Annotated in this window: 13 protein-coding genes; 8 read left to right on the forward strand and 5 right to left on the reverse strand. The window is 35.3% G+C overall.

The annotated features are described in order from the left end of the window. Window positions 1-63: 63 nt before the first annotated feature. The gene (locus LV89_RS06485; RefSeq protein WP_109742056.1) at window positions 64-615 is read right to left on the reverse strand and encodes a hypothetical protein; all 552 of its coding nucleotides are present in this window, start codon (window positions 613-615) and stop codon (window positions 64-66) included. A gap of 124 nt (window positions 616-739) precedes the next feature. Between LV89_RS06485 and LV89_RS06490 the strand changes: the two genes are divergently transcribed. From LV89_RS06490 to LV89_RS06505, 4 genes are all read left to right on the forward strand, one after another. Then, complete coding sequence (locus tag LV89_RS06490; protein WP_109742057.1) at window positions 740-2,125, forward strand: DNA/RNA non-specific endonuclease; 1,386 nt, start codon at window positions 740-742, stop codon at window positions 2,123-2,125. Window positions 2,126-2,266: 141 nt separating this feature from the next. Next, window positions 2,267-2,629 carry a hypothetical protein gene (locus LV89_RS06495; RefSeq protein WP_146199095.1) on the forward strand — a complete coding sequence of 121 codons (363 nt, stop codon included), beginning with the start codon at window positions 2,267-2,269 and terminating at the stop codon, window positions 2,627-2,629. A 225-nt stretch (window positions 2,630-2,854) separates the two neighbouring features. Then, a complete protein-coding gene (gene secDF, locus LV89_RS06500) occupies window positions 2,855-5,806 on the forward strand; it encodes a protein translocase subunit SecDF (RefSeq protein ID WP_109742059.1) in 2,952 nt (983 codons plus the stop codon). 286 nt (window positions 5,807-6,092) lie between these two features. After that, complete coding sequence (locus LV89_RS06505) at window positions 6,093-7,559, forward strand: APC family permease (RefSeq protein WP_109742060.1); 1,467 nt, start codon at window positions 6,093-6,095, stop codon at window positions 7,557-7,559. A 73-nt stretch (window positions 7,560-7,632) separates the two neighbouring features. Here LV89_RS06505 and murC read toward each other — a convergent pair whose 3' ends face one another. From murC to LV89_RS06520, 3 genes are all read right to left on the reverse strand, one after another. Next, window positions 7,633-9,006: a UDP-N-acetylmuramate--L-alanine ligase gene (gene murC / locus LV89_RS06510; RefSeq protein WP_109742061.1), complete on the reverse strand. Its 1,374-nt coding sequence runs from the start codon at window positions 9,004-9,006 to the stop codon at window positions 7,633-7,635. Window positions 9,007-9,131: 125 nt separating this feature from the next. After that, window positions 9,132-9,620 carry a CdiA C-terminal domain-containing protein gene (locus LV89_RS06515; protein ID WP_109742062.1) on the reverse strand — a complete coding sequence of 163 codons (489 nt, stop codon included), beginning with the start codon at window positions 9,618-9,620 and terminating at the stop codon, window positions 9,132-9,134. A 98-nt stretch (window positions 9,621-9,718) separates the two neighbouring features. Then, window positions 9,719-10,294: an acyl-CoA thioesterase gene (locus LV89_RS06520; RefSeq protein WP_109742063.1), complete on the reverse strand. Its 576-nt coding sequence runs from the start codon at window positions 10,292-10,294 to the stop codon at window positions 9,719-9,721. A gap of 256 nt (window positions 10,295-10,550) precedes the next feature. Here LV89_RS06520 and LV89_RS06525 point away from each other — a divergent pair, with 256 nt between their 5' ends. The 4 genes from LV89_RS06525 (at window position 10,551) to rny (ending at window position 14,893) form a co-directional block, all read left to right on the forward strand. Further along, entirely contained in the window at window positions 10,551-12,068 is a 1,518-nt protein-coding gene (locus LV89_RS06525) for an MATE family efflux transporter (protein ID WP_109742064.1), read from the forward strand. 120 nt (window positions 12,069-12,188) lie between these two features. Further along, entirely contained in the window at window positions 12,189-12,518 is a 330-nt protein-coding gene (locus LV89_RS06530) for a hypothetical protein (protein ID WP_109742065.1), read from the forward strand. Between the two features lie 58 nt (window positions 12,519-12,576). After that, window positions 12,577-12,879 carry a cell division protein ZapA gene (locus tag LV89_RS06535; RefSeq protein ID WP_109742066.1) on the forward strand — a complete coding sequence of 101 codons (303 nt, stop codon included), beginning with the start codon at window positions 12,577-12,579 and terminating at the stop codon, window positions 12,877-12,879. A 415-nt stretch (window positions 12,880-13,294) separates the two neighbouring features. Beyond that, on the forward strand, window positions 13,295-14,893 hold the full coding sequence (gene rny / locus LV89_RS06540; protein ID WP_109742067.1) for a ribonuclease Y: 1,599 nt from the start codon (window positions 13,295-13,297) through the stop codon (window positions 14,891-14,893). A 73-nt stretch (window positions 14,894-14,966) separates the two neighbouring features. Here the strand turns inward: rny and LV89_RS25555 are convergent. Then, window positions 14,967-15,149: hypothetical protein (locus LV89_RS25555; protein WP_211321162.1), on the reverse strand; the 183-nt coding region annotated here is incomplete at its 5' end.

Raw genomic sequence — 15,149 nt, forward strand, 5'->3', positions numbered from 1 at the left:
TAACCAATCCCCGATTACCAGTAACCAATCCCCGATTACCAGTAACCAATAACAAGTAACCAATTAATTATACTCCAAAACATCATCAATCAAAAATGATTTACTCGAACGAATCACTTTGACCTCACGGTTATTTTTTGCTTTTGCTTCAATATCTTCTACCACAATTTTGAAGAAATATCCTCCATTTTCAAGCTTATTTTTCAATTGTACATCAGTAACTTTTATCGTATTCCAATCCTGAGCGTTAATCATAAAACCTATTCCCATTCCAGAATATTTGGTATCATAATCCTTGCTCCATTTCTTTTTAAAAGCTTTTTCTGTTAGCCCGCCGTCCATACCTACGCCCGTTGCATCCGACTTATATTCTGCATATTTTTTCGTACAAAATTTATCGTACTCGCCCATATTATTCTTAAAAGCGTCTTCTATTGTGGAAACAAGCCACTTTTTAGCAATATCCGAACTATCAGCATTCACAGATTTAGCCATTGTGTCAACTTTAGCAATGCTTTCTACTTTTACAGAATCAGCTTGTTGTTCTGCAACTTTGTTCTTTTGACAAGCCGTAAAAATGATAAAACTGAGCAATAAAATATTTATTTTTTTCATTGAATTAATGGTTAATTAAATCTAACATTTTCCAAATGTACCCAAATAAAATTAAAATCAATTTTCTAAAAAGCAAAAGCCTTTCATTAGCTGTATCTTCGTAAAAAAATCAAATTCCCTATCCATGCTCAAGAAATTATTTCTTTTTATTTCGATTTCAGTTTCACTATCGTCTTGCTTAAGTGTGTATGTACCACCCACAAACACAGGCAAAACCACTCCAACAAACAACACATCAACTAAGCTCGCAACAAATTTCCCAGAAGGTTTTGATGGTGCTTCAAAAAGTAAATACGAAGGTGGAAATATTACGGTTGCTTCTGGGCAATGGTTCTTAGAAAATGCCATTATGGGTAGTGCTGAAAATGACCAGAAAAACGGTGCGAAGGCTATCAGAATGAAAGAATCGGCAAAAGTTACAATGAATTTCGACTGTCCAACGGGAATTCAGCAAGTAAAATTAAAATATGGGGTTTATCAATTAGACAAAAGTAGCACATTTGAATTATGGGTTTCGTCAAATACAGGAAATTCATGGCGACAAGTAAATTCTACAATTACCGCAACAGAAAAATCGTTAAAAGAAGCGATATTTAATGTAAATCTTCAACAAGCATCTCGCATTGAAATTCGTAAAACTGACGGTTCTACAAGCCGCTTAAATATTGATGATATTTCGATAATAACCTATGGTGTATCTTCTAATTCCGTTCCAACGCCAAATCCCCCTGTCATTAACAGAGGCTCAACAGTTGCCTCAAAAGACGACCATTTAACATTGGGTAATCCATCAAATGCCGTCACAAATACATCGTCTGCTAATAATTATTTGATAAAAAAAGATGCTTATGCCTTGTCGTATAATAAAAATAAAAACATAGCAAATTGGGTTGCGTGGCATTTAAGCACGGCATGGAAAGGTGATATTGACCGCCAAAATGATTTTCGTCCTGACCCAAGTTTACCAGAAAATTGGTACGAAGTAACGCCAAGAGATTATTCAAATACAGGTTTCGACAAAGGTCATTTATGCCCTTCTGATGACAGGGATGGCGTTTTGGAGGAAAACCAAGAAACTTTCTTCATGACGAATATGATTCCACAAGCACCTGATAACAACAGAGGACTTTGGAAAATATTAGAAGAATATGAAAGAATTTTGACGCAAGAAGGAAATGAAGTTTATGTTTTTGCAGGAACAATCGGACAAGGAGGAACAGGTGCAAATGGTTTTGCCAAGACAATCGGGAAAAATGATAACATTACCGTGCCAGCCTCACTTTGGAAAATAATCGTGGTGCTACCAATCGGGCAAAATGATGCTGCAAGAATTAACGAAAACACCAGAGTTATTGCTGTAAGCATTCCGAATGATAATAGCGTTGGAGCTGATAGTTGGCGAAAATATCGAGTTTCAGTAGATGAAATTGAACGCTTGACAGGTTATGATTTTTTATCGAATATCCCGTCAAATATTCAAGCCATTATTGAAGCAAGAGTGGATAAGTAGAGTATTAATGATGAGTTATGAATTATGGGAAAAGTTATATTTTTCTTCTTTTATTATTCATAACTCGTTATATAGAAAATTAAAAAAATTGGCACAGAATTTGGCATACCTCTAAAAAAGGTACTACTTTTGTTTTTCTCAATGCAAAAAACTTCGCACATATCTCGTCTTTTCAGCGTCTTTTTGATGTCGCTTATGCTGATGTTTACTGTTTTCGGTAAAACATTTTCAGCATCGCAAGTACGTCTTCAAGCAGTAGAAAAAGCAAAAACGGAGCAGAGCAAACATTCTGAAAAATCTGATAATTGCACAATCTCAGAACTTTCTGTAATGCAGGCGTCTGCCCCTGTAACGATTGATTTTTCGCAAGAATTTATTTTCACTTCGCAAGTATTCTCTTTTTTGATGCCTGAAAAACATATTCAGACTATCAAAAATCTTTTATTCAGACTTCCTCATCTCGAAATTCTTTTCGAACATTTTATCGTTACCAACGCCCCGTAGTTTAGTTATTGGTGATTAGTTACTGGTTATTAGTCAATTAGACGATAATTGATTCAATACGTCCAATAACAATTACTGATGTCTCTCGGAAGCATTGTGTACAGACTTGTACTCACTATTCACTTTTATAAATTCTCCGTTTATCGGGTTAATCGTAGAAGGTTATATTACAAATAACCCGTTACTAATAACAAATTCCCGATAACAAACAACCAATTACAAATCATGCGTTACAAAAATGCCATTATTTGGCTGACTGGAATTATTTCAGCCTTATGTTTATTTTTCCTTTCTTTTACATGGAAAGCAGGAGCTGTCCGTGAAGATGCTACAAAATATGCAACAGTTGCAGGGAAATATGACCCAGCAAGAAGAATTCATTATATTGACTCTTTATGGAAACAACCTGTTTATTTAGGATTTACTTTACAAGAAGTTACTACGTATGCACTTCATAAAGGGCTTGACCTTGAAGGTGGTCTTCATGCAGTATTAGAGGTTTCTCCAGTAGAAATTTTACGTGCTTTATCTGGAAAAAGTAATGATGTAAACTTTGAGAAAGCATTAGCAGAAGCGTCAAAAGCTCAAGCAACTTCTACGAAACCTTTCAACGAATTGTTCTTTGAAGCTTTCGCTAAAATTGCTCCAAACCAAAAATTAGCAACAATTTTCGCTAACTCTACTAACGTTGGAAAATTAAACTTCTCTTCAAGTGATTCTCAAGTGAAGAAAGTAATTAACGACGAAATTGATGGTGCTGTTGACCGTGTTTATAAAACTATCCAAACTCGTATTGACAAGTTAGGTGTTGCCAACCCGAACATTCAACGTTTACCTGGCACAAACCGTATTCAAGTTGAATTACCTGGTGTAGATAACCCAGACCGTGCAAGAAAATTATTATCTGCTGCTTCAAAATTAGAATTTATCGAAGTTGCTGAAATCAGCGAGTGGGGACAAGGCTTAAATTCTTTGGGTGACTATTTAGCTGCCGAAGAAAAAGCAAAGAAAAATGGAACAATTGCAACAGATAAAGCAGATTCTACAAAAGCAGGAGGTTTAGCAGGACAATTATCTGGGGCAGCCAAAACTGCTAAAACGGATTCAGCAAAGAAAGATACAACAGCAGGTTCAGCTTTGACAAAATTATTCTTACCATTAGATAATCAAGGAAGAACTTGGGGTGTTTACCGTAAAGATACTGCTCGTGTAAATGAATTATTCCGTCGTCCAGAAGTGAAAGTAATGTTCCCTTCTAACTTATCTTTCTACTGGAATGCAATTGGTATTCCTGCTGTAAATGGTGATGAAATTATCCAATTTGAAGCATTGAAAAAAGTTCCAGGTCAAAAAGCAACTTTGGATGGAGACGTAATTACGGACGCTGGTCAAGATTATGACCAAAATGGTCGTCCAGAAGTAACAATGGCAATGAATGGCGTTGGTGCAAGAATCTGGAAAAACATGACAGCCGCAAACGTTGGAAAACGTATCGCTATCGTATTAGATGACTATATTTATTCTGCTCCAAATATCAACGGAGAAATTGCAGGTGGACGTTCTTCAATCTCAGGTTCATTCACAGTTGAACAAGCAAAAGACTTAGCAAACGTAATTAAATCAGGTAAATTGTCTGCTCCAACTCGTATCGTTGAAGATGCTTTTGTTGGTCCATCATTAGGTCAAGAAGCTATCAATCAAGGATATTTATCAATGCTATTAGGTTTAGTTTTAGTGGTTGTTTTCATGATTGGTTACTATGGCTCACCAGGTTGGATGGCAAACGCAGCTTTATTATTCAACGTATTTTTCATCGCAGGAGTATTAGTACAAATTCAAGCAGCTTTAACATTACCGGGTATTGCAGGTATCGTGCTTACATTAGGTATGGCGGTAGATGCTAACGTACTTATCAACGAGCGTATCCGTGAAGAATTACACGCAGGAAAAGGCTTAATGGAATCTATCAAATTAGGTTATGAAAAAGCCCTTTCTGCGATTATTGACGGTAACGTTACCACAATTTTGATTGGTATTATCTTGATTATCTTCGGTTCTGGTTCTGTAAAAGGTTTCGGAGTAACACTTTGTATTGGTTTGGTTACTTCGGTATTTACTGCTGTTTATGTTTCACATATCATGGTTGACTGGATGGCAAAACGTGCTATCGCAGCGGGTAAAGAAAAAGAGGTTACTTTTGAAACATTTATTTCAAAAGACCTTTTCAAAAACTTCAACTTCGACTTTATCGGAAAACGTAAATATTCATACATTTTCTCTTGGGCTTTAATTGCAGTAGGTATCATTGTTTTGACCATCCAAGGAGGTTTCAACTTAGGTCTTGACTTTAAAGGTGGTCGTTCTTATGTAGTTGAGATTGCTAAGCCAATCGAAGCAGGAACAATTAAAGATGCTTTAGCCAATAGCTTTGAAGGAAGTGGTGTAGAAGTTAAAACTTTCAACGGCCCTACAAAATTAAAAATCACAACTGCTTATTTAGTAGAAGATGAAAGTGCAGCAGCTAACCAAAAGGTTCGTGCAGCAGTTGAAAATGGTTTGAAAAAATTTGCTGATTCTAAACCAGTAATCGTTTCAGAATCGAAAGTAGGTGCAACCATTGCCGATGATATTTTAACACAATCATTCATCTCAATTCTTTATGCTCTTATTGCCATCTTTATTTACATCTTATTACGTTTCCGTAAATGGCAATATTCATTAGGCGGTATTGTTGCCTTAACGCACGACGTTTTGGTGGTATTGGGTATGGTAGGTATTACTCGTTTATTCGGTTTTGAATTAGAAGTTGACCAAGTATTTATCGCAGCGGTATTGACTGTAATTGGTTATTCAATTAACGATACAGTGGTAGTATTTGACCGTATTCGTGAAGAAATCGGTATTGACGCAGACTTGTCAAATAAAGAATTGATGATTAAAACCATCAATCAGTCAATCAACCACACGATGAGCCGTACAGTAATGACTGCTACAACAGTATTCTTGGTAGTAACAGTATTATTATTATTTGGTGGTGATATTTTGAGAGGTTTCTCTTTCGCAATGTTCATCGGGGTTGTATTTGGTGCATATTCTTCAATTTTCGTTGCGGCTCCAATCGTAATTGACTTTGGAACTGGCAAGAAGAAAACTCCAGCAGTAGAACCAACAAAATAAGGATTTAGGTTTTAGGGGTTAGGTTTTAGGAATTAGGGGAATTAAAGCTTAGTATTTAGGAGGTTATAATTGTTAGCCTTGTACTTAAATACTAACATCCAAGCCCTAATCCCTAATTCCTAACCCCTTCTTATAAAAACCTAAGCCCTAAAATTTGATTTAAGGCAAAATATTAAGTATCTTGAAGAAGTCTTAGCAAAATATACTTTTGTAAAGACCTCAAATCACAATCTTTTCTTGTGAAAAATAATTCACTTCTAATTCACACAAAAAACTAAAAAAGTCTATGGAGCAAAGTATTTGGCGTAAAAAACCCATGTCAGCCTATGAAGCCGATATTAAAAACAATCAATTAAAAAAAGTACTTGGTAAATGGAGTCTCACAGCCATTGGTATCGGAGGTATCATTGGTGGTGGTATTTTTGTACTTACAGGTACAGCTGCACATTATCATGCTGGTCCAGCCTTGGCACTTTCATTTATCGTAGCAGGTATTGGTTGTGTTTTCGCTGCACTATGTTATTCTGAATTTGCTTCAATGTTACCCGTTGAAGGTTCTGCTTACGCTTATGCTTACGGTACAATTGGCGAGCTTTTCGCTTGGATTATTGGTTGGGGACTCATACTCGAATACGCCATGGGTGCAATGACAGTCGCCGTCAGTTGGTCGGGGTATTTTAATAAGCTACTGCATCTCTTTGGGATAAGTATTCCTGCCAATCTCACCAATGACCCTTTTTCTTATGCAAATATGGAAGGAGCAGATGGCTCTTTTGCCTTCAATTTACCTGCATTTATCATCACTTGGCTTGTTACTTGGATTTTAGTAAAAGGTATCAAAGAAGCAAGAAATACGAATAACCTAATTGTAATTCTGAAATCATCAGCAGTAGTTTTTGTAATTATTGTGGGTTTCTTCTTCATTAATGTAGATAACTGGCATCCATTTATTCCAGAACCTGAATTGGTAAAACACGCTGATGGCTCAATGAAAGAGGCTTATGGAATCAAAGGTATTTTGAGTGGTGCTGCTGCCATTTTCTTTGCTTATATTGGTTTTGACGTAGTTTCAACTTCAGCAGGTGAAGCCATCAATCCTAAAAAAGACATTCCATTCGCTATTATTGCATCTTTAGGAATTTGTACTGTTTTGTATATCTTAGTTTCATTGGTACTTACAGGTATGTTAAATTACAAAGATATTACTGGTGATGCTTTGAAAGCTCCTGTTGCTTATGCTTTTGACCAAGCTGGACAACCTTGGGCTGTTTTCATTATTACTACTGCTGCAACGGTTGGATTGGTATCGGTAATGTTGGTAATGATGTTAGGACAAACTCGTGTTTTCTTGGGTATGGCTAAAGATGGTTTATTGCCAGATTTCTTCCGTCAAATTCACCCTTCATTCCAAACTCCTTGGAAAAGCACAATTTTAGTTGGATTCGTAGTTTCTTTAGTTGCTTCATTCACACCAATCGGTGTACTAAGTGATATGACAAGTTTCGGAACGCTTTTCGCTTTCGCAATGGTTTGTTTGGCAGTATTAATTTTACGTCAACGTGAACCAAATCGTGACCGTCCTTTCAAAACACCAATGTTGATGTTAATTGCTCCACTTGGAATTATCACTAACGTAGCATTAATGTCATTATTAGATAGCAAAGCTCAGTTATTTGCTTTCGTTTGGATGGGAATCGGCTTAGTTGTTTATTTCCTTTACAGTAGAAGCAAAAGTAATTTGAATGATATGTAAGAAATATTACAGATAAACAAAATCGGTCGTTTGATGAATCAAACGACCGATTTTGTTTTATGCCATCAAGGAATTAACCTATCAACATTTCTCTAATTTTGGGAATCAACGTATCAATATCCCCTGCTCCTACTGTCACTAAAAGTTCTGGTTGTTTGGCTTTTACTAAATCCAAAACTTCTGCTTTTGTACAAAGTGTTTTTTCCGCAAGATTCACTTTATCAAAAATAATACTTGATGTTACACCTTCCATCGGTAATTCACGGGCAGGATAAATGTCCAACAAAATCAAATCATCCGCCAATTCTAAACTTTTGGCAAAACCTTCTTGAAAATCGTTTGTTCGTGAATACAAATGTGGTTGAAAAACAACTGTCAATTTACGATTTGGATAAAGAGCTTTTACCGAAGATAAAAATGCTTCAATCTCCGTTGGGTGGTGTGCATAATCATCAATATAAACCACCTTCTCAGAACGTACATGATACTCAAATCGTCTCTTCACGCCTTTGAACGTACAAATACCTTCACGCACAGCCTCAGGCGAAACGCCAACTTGTAAGGCTACTGCCGCCGCCGCAATGGAATTAGTCACATTATGAAAACCCGGAGTCAACAAACTACAATCTTTGATAACACCGTCGGGATAAACAATGTCAAAAACCATTTCAGCATTCTCAACTCTTAGATTTTCAGTTCTGAAATCTCCAACTTTTAAGCCAAAAACTTGTGTTTGATTTTTGGTATAATCCTTCAAATCAATACCTTCATATTGATATAATTTTCCACCATCTTTTATCTGCGACACAAATAACTGAAACGACTCCAAAAGTTGAGAATGGTCGCCATAAATATCCAAATGGTCAGCATCGGTAGAAGTTACGATGGTTAAATTTGGGTATAAGGTTAAAAAAGAACGGTCGAATTCATCGGCTTCTACCACACAAATTACATTTTCAGAGCCTTCATTTACCAAGAAATTTGTACCATAATTTTGAGTAATTCCTCCTAAAAATGCCGTCACATTTTGTCCTGCATTCTTCAAGATATGAGCCACCATTGAAGAAGTAGTAGTCTTCCCATGTGTTCCCGCAACCGCAATTGTAAAGAAATTTTGCGTTAGAAGTCCCAAAACCTGTGAGCGTTTCATCAAAGTAAAACCATTGTCTTTCAAATAGTTAAACTCTTTATGGTCTTTCGGGATGGCAGGCGTGTACACAATAAGTGTTTCAGTAGGATTTGCCAAAAACTCCGCAGGAATCAATGAAATATCATCGTCAAAATGTACCGCAATACCTTCCGCTTGAAGAGCATCTGTTAAGGGAGTTGCAGTTTTATCGTAACCTGCCAAGGTATAACCATTAGCAATAAACCAACGAGCAATTGCCGACATACCAATGCCACCAATGCCTAAAAAATAAATGTGTTTGAGGGATTTTATATTCACTGTTATGGTTGATTTGATTAAGAAAGACCAACATATATTGGAATTTCAAATATTTTTGTTAGTTTTGTATTGGGAGGTACGAAAGTACAGCCCCTGGCTTAGGGTATTACTGATGAAGTGATACCCTATTCTATTTTAAAGGCTTTTCGCCAACTTTTAGTTACAATCTCTTCTCTTGAAAATCTCCATAATTTTTCCCGATAAATTAGCCAAATCTCTTTTATTACTAATACATTTTCAAGCCTTTGTGTTCTATTTTCTACTCCGTCTATGAGATTACTTAGAACAATTTCACAATCGATATGTAGCAAAATATACTTAGCTTGCTTTTTAGCCTTTTGGATAGCTTTATCAATGGCAGATGAAGTGGGTGTTTGGCAATGTTTAAACTCAATTGTTAGATTCTCTTCTTCGAGCCACGCATCTGCTGTGCGTATATTTGGCAAATTACTTGGAGGTAATAACCATACTTTATACCCCAATTTTGCTAAAAATATACCAACAAAAGCATTATGAGCTTTCTCCATTTTATTCTGATTGGGGTTTAGAAATACATATCCATCAGAATTTATATCATTATAAATAAGTTGATACTCATTAGGATTTTCAATCATAGGAGTTAGTAAATATCAGTTTCAAAAGGCTAAACTATAAAGTCTATATTTATGCAAATAGTTGATAGTAAAATTCTATTTTCCTTTATATTTCCAATCTACACCCACTCACTCTGCATATCCTTATCCCGCTTGATGATACATTTTTCGTTATCTAATAAATGTACATTCTCATCAATTTCCATCGTGGTTTTGGCATCGGCTAAAATAGACTTGTAAGAAATTTTGATTTCTTTTCGTTTCATGGCTTCTAAAAAACGACGGATGTCTTCATCATTTTCTAAAATTAATCCCGGAACTTGTGCCAATTTCCCATCATCATCTTTAGCAACCATCGTGAAATATGACGTATTGGTATGTTTTACAGTAGCCGTCTTGATATTTTCTGCTACTACTTTTATGCCTACTATCAATGAACTATTCCCTACATAATTGACCGACGCATGAAGTGAAACTAACTCGCCTACTTCAACAGGCTGACGAAATTCAACGTTATCAACCGAAACCGTAACTACATAAGTACCAGCGTGTTTGGTGGCACAAGCATAAGCTACTTTATCCATCAATGATAATAAAATTCCTCCGTGAATTTTTCCCCCAAAGTTGGCATAAGAAGGAATCATCAATTCGGTAATGGTGGTTCTTGAATAATTTACTGTTTTTGCGTTATCCATATTTTTAGTGATTGGGCGGGCATAATTTAGGCTTTTAGTAATTTCTTAAACTCTTCATTACTCAATCCTCGTTACATATACCTTAAATTTGAATTGTATCTTTACACAAAAATTGAACTTTTATAAGAATTTTCCTTGTATTTCAGGATTTTTTTGTAAAAATAACCAGTTCATTTTCATAATTTCATAGTTAAAAATAAACATAGCTGTCGTTTAATCTTTACAAAATATTCTTTCTTCACAAGTATAATAAAATATGAGCGTCCTCAAGAAATTAGCCAGTGAAACCGCCTCTTATGGGGTAAGTACCATTTTAGGTCGGTCTTTGAATTTCCTTTTAGTTTTTATACATACTGCTGCTTTTATGCCAGGGGAATTGGGCGTAAATATTAAGCTTTACAGTTATGTAGCAGTTGCCAATATTATCTATACTTATGGAATGGAAACGGCTTTTTTTCGTTTTGCAGCAGAGGATAAAATGAAATATTACAATATTATCCAAAGTGCTATTTTGGTGAGTAGCGGTTTATTTTCTGTTATTCTTATTGTTTTTTCAAAATCAATTATAGCTTATTTGGGTTATGCTGGAAAAGAAAATTTCTTGATTTGGCTCGTTCTGATTTTAGCAATTGACGCTATTACGGCTATTCCTTTTGCTCGTTTGAGATTAGAGAAACAAACCAAAAAATTCGTAAAAGCAAAAATTATCAATATCCTCATCAATGTATTTTTGAATGTTTTTTTCTTATTGATTCTCAAAAAAATAGCAGAAGGGGATTATCTCAATAGTCTTCAACCTCTTGCTAAAACTTTGTATAATCCTAAAATTGGTGCGGGCTATATTTTCTTGGCAAACTTATTGGCGAATGCAACTTTTTTGTATTTTTTGAGGAAAGAACTCTTCGATTTTACTTTTACCATTGATAAGCAAGAATTGAAAAAACTATTCATTTTTGCCTATCCCGTAATGTTAATGGTTTTGGCAAGTACTTTCAATTTGTTGTTCGACCGACTATTATTAGAACGTCTTCTTCCTGAAGGATTTTATCCACAACGTACATCAGCCGAGGCTTTGGGGATTTATGGCAATGTCTATAAACTTTCAATTTTTATGGCATTGGCTACACAAGCATTTAGATATGCCGCCGAACCATTTTTCTTGTCGAAAACTGACGATAAAAATTCACCAGAAACCCTTGCCAATGTTACCAAATGGTTTTTGATAACTTGTATATTTATTTGGTTGGGCGTTTGTTTAAATCTTGATTGGTTAAAAATATTTTTCCTACGCAAGAAAATTTATTGGGAAGGAATCTCCGTTGTACCTATTTTATTATTGGCTAATTTATTTTTGGGTGTTTACTATAATATTTCCGTATGGTTTAAGCTCAATAAGAAAACCTATTTTGGTACAATTATTACGCTTATCGGACTGGCAATCACGATATTATTCAATATTATTTTAATTCCCCAATTTGGATATTTAGGTTGTGCCATTGCCTTTTTGATTTCGTGTTTCTCTATGACAGCTTTATGTTATTTGTTAGGACAACGATATTATCCAGTTCCGTATCACATAAATTCGGCACTTGGCTATATTATTTCGGCAGGATTATTGATTTATGGGGTAATGCAGATTGAATTTGATAACCTCTGGTTATCAATTCCTTACCATATATTGCTATTAATTTTATATACATTGGGTGTTGTAATTGTTGAGAGAAAGACGATTATTCCGTTGAGAATCAGAGATAAATACGCATTTTTGAAATGAAATGTCATTTTTTTTTGAGAAATTTGCAATAACACAGCTATCAATAAGCATAACTTTATTAACAATTGAATGAGTAATGCTAACATTGATAATTTTTCTGATAATTGACAACTGCTTAACATGACTGAATCTCAAATATTTACTCGATTTAGTGCCTTAGAGAAAAAACTCAAAGGACTTGTGGAGGGGTATGTTGAGGTAAAAGAACAATTGGAAGAAGCAAAATTGGATAATGAAAACTTGAGAAGAAGCCTCAGCGAAGCTCAAAAAGAAAACCAAGAATTGCAGAAAAAATTAAACCAACAGATAAAAAACTTTAAAAAATCAGATAAATTCACTAAGATTGCAGTAAACAATCTAAAGAGTACAGGCAATACTGCCGAATTGAAAGAAAAACTTGACGAATATATTTTAGAAATAGAAAAATGTATTTCTCAACTTAGTAATTAGTTAGACAGTTAAAGTAATACACTATTATTCACTCTTTGACTTTTCTAATACTTGAAAAATGGACAAAAAAATCCCTTGTAATATCATCGTCGGAACAGAGGCTTTTAGCCTTTCTGCTGCTAATGAATTGGAGGAAGAAATTGTCAGAAAATCAGCTAAGTTGATTAATGAAAAAATGCAGCACTACCAACAAAAAAATGGTATCAAAAGTACACAAAGACTTCTGGCATTAGCGGCATTGGATTTTGTAATGAGCAATCTAAAATTTGACCTACAACATACCGACTTACAAGAATCCGTTTTTGATAAGGTAGTAGAATTAGAGAAAATGATAGACCATATTACCACAGAATTTCAATAATTTTTCATTCGTCATCATAATACATTAACCGTTGTTTGATACATTCATTTTAAACTTTACTATTAATTTATCCTTACTAAAAAGGCTTAAAATAGTGCTATTGAGAAATGAACGGTTAAATTTTTAATTAAAAAGACCAAAACTAAGTAATTACGCCATTTCGTGAATACTTACTATTTGAAATCCCTTTAGGATAAATAACTCAAAACAAATTGGGTACATTTATGACTTAAACTCTGACTGAAAACGCTCATGACTCATTAAGTTTTTCCTTATTTCAAATTATAAAATCTTCCAATTAAGAAATCTCTTTTCAATTAGGTATCTGTCTGTTTTAGTTCCATTTTTCACTCGATTCACTTCGCATTGTGTCATTGCTTACACACGAAAGAATCAACTAAAACGATATACAAAAATGTTAACTCCCATCATTGCCGCAGTTGTTTCCCTGATAGCAGGGCTATTTGTAGGTAAAGTTGTATTTGCAAAAAACACCCAAAAACTCGAGGACGAGGCAACCGCAAAGGCAGCAGATATTGTAAAAACCGCTGAATTACAAGCAGAAAACATCAAAAAAGACCGTATTCTTGAAGCTAAAGAAAAGTTTTTGAAACTCCGTTCAGAATTTGAAGATGATTCTAATAGAAAAAAACAAATTTTGATTCAGAATGAACAAAAATTGAAGGAGCGTGAACGCCAAATTCAACAATCTATGGACCAAGCCAAACAAACGATGGAACAAACCAAGCGTTTGGAAGCTGAATTGGCATCACAAAAACAATCGTTGACTTCAAAAGAAGATAACCTCAGAAAGAAAACTGATGAGGCAGAAAAAAAACAGCTTCAAGCTGAAGAAATGTTGGCTTCGCAAGTGGCTCAATTAGAAAAAATTGCAGGACTTTCTGCGGCTGATGCTAAACAACAATTGATTGACGCTTTGCGTGGAGAAGCTGAAACAAAAGCATCATCTTTGATTAAAACGACCATTGAAGAAGCAAAATTAACGGCAACTAAAGAAGCGAAAAAAGTCGTAATTGAAACTATTCAACGTACTGCCGCTGAAAATGCTATTGAAAACTGTGTTTCGGTTTTCAACATTGAATCAGACGATGTGAAAGGTAAAATCATTGGTCGTGAAGGTAGAAATATTCGTGCATTAGAAGCCGCAACGGGTGTGGAATTTATCGTTGATGATACGCCAGAAGCAATTATCATTTCTGGTTTCGACCCAGTTCGTCGTGAAATTGCTCGTTTGTCGCTTCACCGTTTGGTACAAGATGGACGTATTCACCCTGCTCGTATTGAGGAAGTTGTAGCTAAAACTAAGAAAAATATCGACGACGAAATCGTTGAAATTGGAGAACGTACCGTAATTGATTTAGGTATTCATGGTTTACACCCAGAACTCATCAAAATGATTGGTAGAATGCGTTTCCGTTCATCTTATGGACAAAACCTTTTACAACACTCAAGAGAAGTAGCCAAACTTTGTGCTACGATGGCAGCAGAATTAGGGTTGAACGCTAAATTGGCAAAACGTGCAGGTTTATTACACGATATTGGTAAAGTTTGGCACGAAGAAGCAGAATTGCCTCACGCTATTTTGGGAATGCAATTGGCTGAAAAATATAAAGAAAACGCAGAAGTTTGTAATGCTATTGGAGCTCACCACGATGAAATTGAAATGACATCAATGATTTCTCCAATCATTCAAGTTTGTGATGCTATTTCGGGTTCTCGTCCAGGTGCAAGACGTGAGATGATGGAATCTTATATGCGTCGTTTGAAGGAATTGGAAGAATTAGCGGTAAGTTTCAGCGGCGTTCAGAAATGTTATGCCATTCAAGCAGGACGTGAATTACGTGTTTTAGTAGATTCTGAGAATGTTTCAGATGAAAAAGCAAGTATGCTTTCGTATGATATTTCTCAAAAAATTGAAAAAGAAATGCAATATCCAGGGCAAATTAAAGTAACGGTAATTCGTGAAATGCGTGCTGTGAATTATGCTAAATAGGTTACAGAGTATAGATTTTAGAGAATAGAAAAACCCAGAAAGACTTCGCTTTTAGTGAAGTCTTTCTGGGTTTTTAGCTAAGCATCAAATTACATCCTCGAATATCTGAATTATCAAAACGCCCAAGTATCCTAAATTTTGTTGTCGTCTGTGAAGACACAGACAACGGCAGGTCTGTGTCTTCTGATAACTGCTCACTCTTCACTGGTAACTGCTCACTGTTCACTGATAACTGCTCACTGTTCACTGATAACTG

The sequence above is a fragment of the Arcicella aurantiaca genome (assembly GCF_003148625.1).
GTDB classification, from domain to species: Bacteria; Bacteroidota; Bacteroidia; order Cytophagales; family Spirosomataceae; genus Arcicella; species Arcicella aurantiaca.

Bases quoted from the DNA above. Each gene is read 5' to 3' on its own strand.
- LV89_RS06505 (WP_109742060.1), top strand. From the start codon at position 6,093: ATGGAGCAAAGTATTTGGCGTAAAAAACCCATGTCAGCCTATGAAGCC.
- LV89_RS06530 (WP_109742065.1), top strand. From the start codon at position 12,189: ATGACTGAATCTCAAATATTTACTCGATTTAGTGCCTTAGAGAAAAAA.
- LV89_RS06485 (WP_109742056.1), bottom strand. From the start codon at position 615: ATGAAAAAAATAAATATTTTATTGCTCAGTTTTATCATTTTTACGGCT.
- LV89_RS06535 (WP_109742066.1), top strand. From the start codon at position 12,577: ATGGACAAAAAAATCCCTTGTAATATCATCGTCGGAACAGAGGCTTTT.
- rny (WP_109742067.1), top strand. From the start codon at position 13,295: ATGTTAACTCCCATCATTGCCGCAGTTGTTTCCCTGATAGCAGGGCTA.
- secDF (WP_109742059.1), top strand. From the start codon at position 2,855: ATGCGTTACAAAAATGCCATTATTTGGCTGACTGGAATTATTTCAGCC.
- LV89_RS06490 (WP_109742057.1), top strand. From the start codon at position 740: ATGCTCAAGAAATTATTTCTTTTTATTTCGATTTCAGTTTCACTATCG.
- LV89_RS06525 (WP_109742064.1), top strand. From the start codon at position 10,551: ATGAGCGTCCTCAAGAAATTAGCCAGTGAAACCGCCTCTTATGGGGTA.
- LV89_RS06515 (WP_109742062.1), bottom strand. From the start codon at position 9,620: ATGATTGAAAATCCTAATGAGTATCAACTTATTTATAATGATATAAAT.
- LV89_RS06520 (WP_109742063.1), bottom strand. From the start codon at position 10,294: ATGGATAACGCAAAAACAGTAAATTATTCAAGAACCACCATTACCGAA.
- LV89_RS06495 (WP_146199095.1), top strand. From the start codon at position 2,267: ATGCAAAAAACTTCGCACATATCTCGTCTTTTCAGCGTCTTTTTGATG.